Origin of the sequence: Mesorhizobium sp. (assembly GCF_024509055.1) — a bacterium.
Classification (GTDB): Bacteria; Pseudomonadota; Alphaproteobacteria; order Rhizobiales; family Rhizobiaceae; genus Mesorhizobium.
Map to the genome: position 1 here is coordinate 1 of NZ_JANINM010000058.1, position 6029 is coordinate 6029.

General features: G+C 62.6%; 4 protein-coding genes. 1 reads left to right on the forward strand and 3 read right to left on the reverse strand.

Going from position 1 to position 6029, the window contains the following annotated elements; translation table 11 throughout:
* Positions 1–491 precede the first annotated feature (491 nt).
* Positions 492–2543 carry an elongation factor G gene (locus Q0L57_RS03730; protein WP_296738296.1) on the reverse strand — a complete coding sequence of 684 codons (2052 nt, stop codon included), beginning with the start codon at positions 2541–2543 and terminating at the stop codon, positions 492–494.
* 226 nt (positions 2544–2769) lie between these two features.
* Entirely contained in the window at positions 2770–4299 is a 1530-nt protein-coding gene (locus Q0L57_RS03735; RefSeq protein WP_296738297.1) for an EAL domain-containing protein, read from the reverse strand.
* A 281-nt stretch (positions 4300–4580) separates the two neighbouring features.
* Between Q0L57_RS03735 and Q0L57_RS03740 the strand changes: the two genes are divergently transcribed.
* A complete protein-coding gene (locus Q0L57_RS03740; protein ID WP_296738299.1) occupies positions 4581–4991 on the forward strand; it encodes a cupin domain-containing protein in 411 nt (136 codons plus the stop codon).
* Between the two features lie 47 nt (positions 4992–5038).
* Here Q0L57_RS03740 and Q0L57_RS03745 read toward each other — a convergent pair.
* Positions 5039–6029: pyridoxal phosphate-dependent aminotransferase (locus tag Q0L57_RS03745; protein WP_296738300.1), on the reverse strand; the 991-nt coding region annotated here is incomplete at its 5' end.

A 6029-nucleotide genomic window follows, 5' to 3' on the forward strand; every position in this document is an offset into this window, starting at 1 on the left:
GGTTGGACCACAGCCTGCGTCTTTTTGCATGCGTGTGTTGCAAAATAGATGCTTGTTTCTTGGGCATGATGAGCAGATATATAGTTGCATCTCTGGGGCGCGTTCTCCTCCCATTAGCGCCCTCGAGTGTTCCCCTCTGGAGGTTAGCCCTAATCGGCACTTCCAATCAAACTCAGCCGGATCTTTATTGATCCGGCTTTTTTGTTGCCCGAAGGTAGCCACGCTACCGAAAAAACGCCCTTATCCACCGCGTAACGGTGACATGTAACATCGGGTAACATGTCGCGGACGCACTCTATGGATTAAGTAGACCATAGGACGCGGTTGGCCGGTTCGGGAGATGGGGGCATCACTCGAACGGCCGGGCTCAGGCAGCTACCGCGTCCGAACCATTTTTCCTGCTGCGGCGGACCTGCCGTTTGCCTCCCAGGAAGACGGTCCGCAAAAAGAACGGCGTCCGGATGATCCGGACGCCGTTTTGGTATTTGCCTTCAGGCAGCCTTGCCGTTGGCGTTCATCGCCTCGTCGGCCAGGCGACCGGTCAGCTCGGCCATATGGTCGAAAGCGGCCTTGTAGCTGGCGACGCCAGCCGTCGCCGAACGCAGTTCGATGATCAGGTCGCCGATCTCGGCCTGCGGCATGGTTGCCTCGACCACGTCCCAGCCTGGCCAGTCCGGCCGCGCGTCGTAGCCGAGGATCTGGCCGCGACGCTGCGGGATCAGCGCAATGATCTTCGAGGTCGCGTCCGAGGGCGTCACGATCTCGACCTTCATGACCGGCTCCAACAGCACCGGCGAGCATGCGGCCATGCCTTCCTTCATCGCGAGCTTCGCAGCCATCTGGAAGGCCATGTCCGAGGAGTCGACCGCATGATAGGAGCCATCTGACAGGTTGACAGCGACATCCACCACCGGGAAGCCGAGCGGCCCGGTCTTCAGATAGTCGCGGATGCCGGTCTCCACCGACTGGATGTAGGTCTTCGGCACGACGCCGCCGGTGATCGTGTCGGTGAACTGGAAGCCCGTGCCGCGCGGCAGCGGCTTGATCTCGATCACCACGTCCCCGAACTGGCCGTGGCCTCCGGATTGTTTCTTGTGGCGGCCGCGCTGCTGGGCGGATTTGCGGATCGTTTCGCGATAGGGTACCGCCGGAGCGTGTCCCTCGATCGGGATCTGGTTCTTGCCTTCGAGGCGCTCACGCACCACACGAAGGTGCATTTCGCCATGCCCCGACAATACGGTTTCGGCGGAGTCCTGGTTGTGGCGGAGGGTGAGCGAGGGATCCTCCTCGGCAAGCCGCTGGATCGCCGCCGACATCTTGACCTCGTCCTTGCGCTCCTTGGGACGTAGCGCGAAGGCAAACACGGGTTGTGCCGGATCCAGCGTGACCAGGGGCCTGATGCCGCCCTTGGCGGAACTCAGCGTCTGGCCGGTCTTGACGTTGTCGAGCTTGCCGAGCGCGACAGTGTCGCCCGTTTTGGCTGATGCCAGCTTGGACTGGTCCTTGCCGAGCATCTTGTAGATGCCTGAAACCTTCGCCGAGTCGCCGTTGGAAAGGAAAAGCTCGGCCGCGTCGGCCAACTGGCCGGACAGCACGCGCGAGACCGACAGCTTGCCGCCATGCGCCGTGTGGATGGTCTTCATCACCTGCACGACCGCCTGGTTGCCGTCCGGCACGCCAAGGCGCTTGCGGGTCGCCTCGACATCCGGCGCGTCGTGTCTGATTGCCTTCAGGAGCCGCACCACGCCGTTGCCCCTCTCGGCGGTGCCGATCAGCACAGGCGTCACCGCACCGGCGCGAAGATCGGCCGAAAGGTCGTCGAAGATCGCGTCCTTCGGCGGCTCGATCTCCTCAAGCAATTGCTCCATCAACTGGTCGTCGTGATCGGCAAGCGTCTCCAGCATCGAGAATCGGGCTTCCAGCTCACGCGCCTTGTCGTCGTCCGGGATCTCGGCGACCTGGCTTTCGGCATACTCGCGATAGACATAGGCGCGCTCCAGCGCGAGATCGATCGAGCCGATTACGACGCCATCCTTGCGCAGCGGGATCTGGCGCAACAGAAGCGGCACCGAACTTGCCGGCTGCAGCATCTTCAGCGTCTCGCGGACGCCGGCGATTGCCTTGTCGACCTTGTTCAGGAACAGGATGCGCGGCACGCCGAGATCGTCGAGCTTGCGCATGATGAGCTGCAGCGCCGGGATCTTCTTTTCGTCGGCTTCCGCAACGACCACGGCGGCATCGCACGCGGCGAGCACAGGTTCGGCTTCGAACGCGAATTCGATCGAACCGGGACAATCGACGAAGGTGAACTGCTCGCCCATGAATTCGGTGGTGGCGAAGTTGGCCTCCACGCTCATGGCGTGGGCACGGGCCTCGGGCGAATGATCGGAAACGGTGTTGCCCGAAGAAACGGGATTCTGGCGGGGAATGGCGCCCGTGCGGGCGAGAATTGCTTCGAGAAGTGTCGTCTTACCGCTTGCAAAGGGACCGACTATGGCGATGCATTTCGGTCCCGTGCGTCGTCCTCCGGCGCGAGTACCCATGGCTGACCTCCACTCAGGCGTTTCCCAAGAGAGCGATCAGCAAAAAGTGGAAACCGGTTTTGCGTCCGATCGCACCCTGTGAAGAGCGGCGGCCGGCCTGTTCGGCCGTCGCGGGCGTGGTTGTTAGTCACCACGTGCCCAAAGACATCGTCACACGGGTTTGCGGGGAGGGCAAGGAAAATAGGAAATTCGCCGGCTTCGCTCCGTCAGGCGGAAATCCAATCCGTCACGCGGTCAGGGCAAGCGGCTCGATGCCGGCGGCGCGCACGGCGCTCATCTTGTCGCGCGGCGCCGGCTTGCCGAAGAAATAGCCCTGGAACCGGCAGCAGCCGGCCGTCCGGGCAAGGGTGAATTCCTCAGCCGTTTCCACGCCTTCGGCGACGATGGTGATATCCTGGATGCGCGCGATCTGGGCGAGCGCGGACACGAAGATTTGCGCCACCTGGTCATGGGCGAGGCTGCGGATATAGGAGCGGTCGATCTTGACGCTGTCGATGGGCAGTGTCTTCAGATAGTTGAAGCCACAGTGGCCGGTGCCGAAATCGTCGAGCGCGATGTGGAAGCCGAGGCCGCGCAGCGCCTCCAGGCGCCTGAGGATTTCCGGCGTGGCGGCGGTCGCCACCGTCTCGGTGATCTCGATGATGAATTCGGACGCCGACCGGCCGGTTTCACGCAAGACCCGGTCGCACATCGTCACGATCTCGTCGCGCTTCAATTGCTCGCCGGACACGTTGATCGAGATGCGCCGTCCTGGAAAGTGGCCAATGTCCTGGCAGGCGCGCTTGAAAACCCATTCGCCGATCATATCGATCAGCGTCGATCGCTCGGCGATCGGGATAAACTCAGCCGGCGATATCAGGCTCCTTACGGGATGACGCCAGCGGATCAAGCCTTCGAGCGCATCAACCGAACCGTCCGGATTGACGATAGGCTGATAGTGGAGTTCGAGCTCGCCGAGATAGACGGCCGCGCGCAACTCGCGCTCAACGAGACGGCGATACCGCTTGTCATACAGCATCTCCTCGTCGAACACGGTGACGCGGCCGCGTCCGCCAGCCTTGCTTTCGTAGAGTGCAAGGTCGGCCAGAAGCATCAGCTCGGTGGTGTTGGAGGCATGCAGCGGCGCGAGCGCGACGCCGACCGAGATCGACAGCGGGATGACTTTGCCCTCATGCCTTTTTCCGGCCCGCATCGCGTCGAGCAGCCGGCGCGCATCGCTGTGGATGGCGGCCGCGTCGCCATGCGGCAGCATGACGCCGAACTCGTCGCCGCCGACCCTGCCGATGACGCCGTCGGTGAAGATACGTTCGGCCTCCTTGACCAGATGCGTCAGGGCAATGTCACCGAACTGGTGGCCGAACGTGTCGTTGAGCTGCTTGAAGTGATCGAGGTCGATGAGCAGCAGGCTAGCCTCGCGCTTGTTGCGCAGGGCGCCAAGCCTGTCGCGAAGCGCTTCGATGAAATAGCGCCGGGTCATGGCGCCGGTCATGGCGTCGATAGTGAGAAAGCGATGCTTCTCGGCTTCGGCGGCCGCCGCCGACTGCAGCCGCTGGACGACGCTCGAGCGCATATACATCAGTACCAGAAGCGCCAGGCAGGTGGCGGCTACCGACGTCGCGAGGGCAGTGGTGCGAGAACCATTCTCGGTAAGTCCGAAGGCGGCGAGCGCCGTCGCGGCAATGCTCACCACGAGCAGCGCCTGGATGCCGCGGTAAATCCTGCCGCTATGGTCCTTGATCGTCGCCAAAATGCTCATATCCGCGCCCCCACAGCACCAGCCATGGCTAGAGCTCAGCCGTTAAGAAATATTGAGCATAGTAACGGCCTCGCCGTATTCCTCCGCGCTTGGCCTGGCGCTCCTTGCTTATGGTTAAAAAGCAACGATTTATGACAGTATTTACAAAAGCTTATACAGCGTCCTGCGATCATGCCGAGGTGCGTTTCGTCGTCGCCGCCGACTAAAGCGGGGCCGATTGCGCGGTCTCGATATCGGGGCGAAACTGCCTGCCATCCCGCCAACGGCTTGAGGATCGAAGAATGAAGATCATAGCGTGCGGCAGCGTGCCGACGATCATCGCACCGCAGACCTATTTCACCGGCAGGGTGCTGCAGACTCCGATCATCGACAGGGAAGCGCCGGCACGGCTCAGAGCGACGCTGGTCAGCTTCGAGCCCGGAGCCCGCACTCACTGGCATACCCATCCGCTTGGCCAGACGCTCTATGTCACGGCCGGCTCCGGCCTCGCGCAGACGTGGGGTGGACCGGTAGAGGTGATCAGGGCGGGCGACGTCATCTCCTTCGCTCCGGGCGAAAAGCACTGGCACGGCGCCGGGCCGAAAACGACGATGACCCACGTCGCCATGCAGGAAGCGTTGGACGGCGTCCATGCCGAATGGCTGGAGGAGGTCTCCGGCGAGCAGTATGGCGATTGGGCGCCCGCCCAATGAAAAACCCGGCCTGAGCCGGGTTCTTCGTCATTCGATGTCGACGTCGGTCAGGTCAGCGACGCCGTGAAGCGCTGGATGCGCGTGCAGGCTTCTTCCAGCAGCGCGTCCGACGTGGCGTAGGAGATGCGGAAGTTCGGGCCGAGTCCAAAGGCCGAGCCGAACACCACCGCCACGCCTTCGGCATCGAGCAGTTCCGAGCAGAAGACCTCGTCGGTCTCGATGACCTTGCCGCTTTTCGTCTTCTTGCCGATCAACTGCGCACAGGACGGATATACATAGAAGGCGCCTTCCGGCGACGGGCAGGAAATGCCGCGCGCCTGGTTGAGCATCGACACGACGAGATCGCGCCGCCCCTGGAAGATCGCCTTGTTCTTCGCGATGAAGTCCTGCGGACCATTGAGCGCCTCGACGGAAGCCCACTGCGCGATGGTGCAGGCGCCGGAAGTCTGCTGGCCCTGGATCATGTCCATCGCCTTGATCAGCTGCACCGGCCCGGCCGCATAGCCGATGCGCCAGCCGGTCATGGCATAGGCCTTCGACACGCCGTTCATGGTGAGCGTGCGCTCGTAGAGGCTCGGCTCGACCTCGGCAATGGTCTTGAAGACGAAGTCGCCATAGGTCAGGTGCTCGTACATGTCGTCGGTGAGCGTCCAGACATGCGGATGCTTCAGCAGCACGTCGGCAATCGCCCGAAGCTCGGCCTCGGTGTAGGCGGCGCCCGAGGGGTTGGACGGCGAGTTCATCAAGAGCCATTTCGTCTTCGGCGTGATCGCCTTTTCGAGCACTTCGGGCGTCAGCTTGAAACCGTTGCCGATCGAGGTGTCGGCAAAGACGGACGTACCGCCGCAGATCGCCACCATTTCGGGATAGCTCACCCAGTAGGGGCGGGGGATGATGACCTCGTCGCCAGGGTTCAGCGTCGCCATGAAGGCATTGAACAGGATCTGCTTGCCGCCGGTGCCGACGATGGTCTGCTCCGGCCGGTAGTCGAGATTGTTCTCGCGCTTGAACTTCTTCGCGATCGCCTCGCGCAGCGGC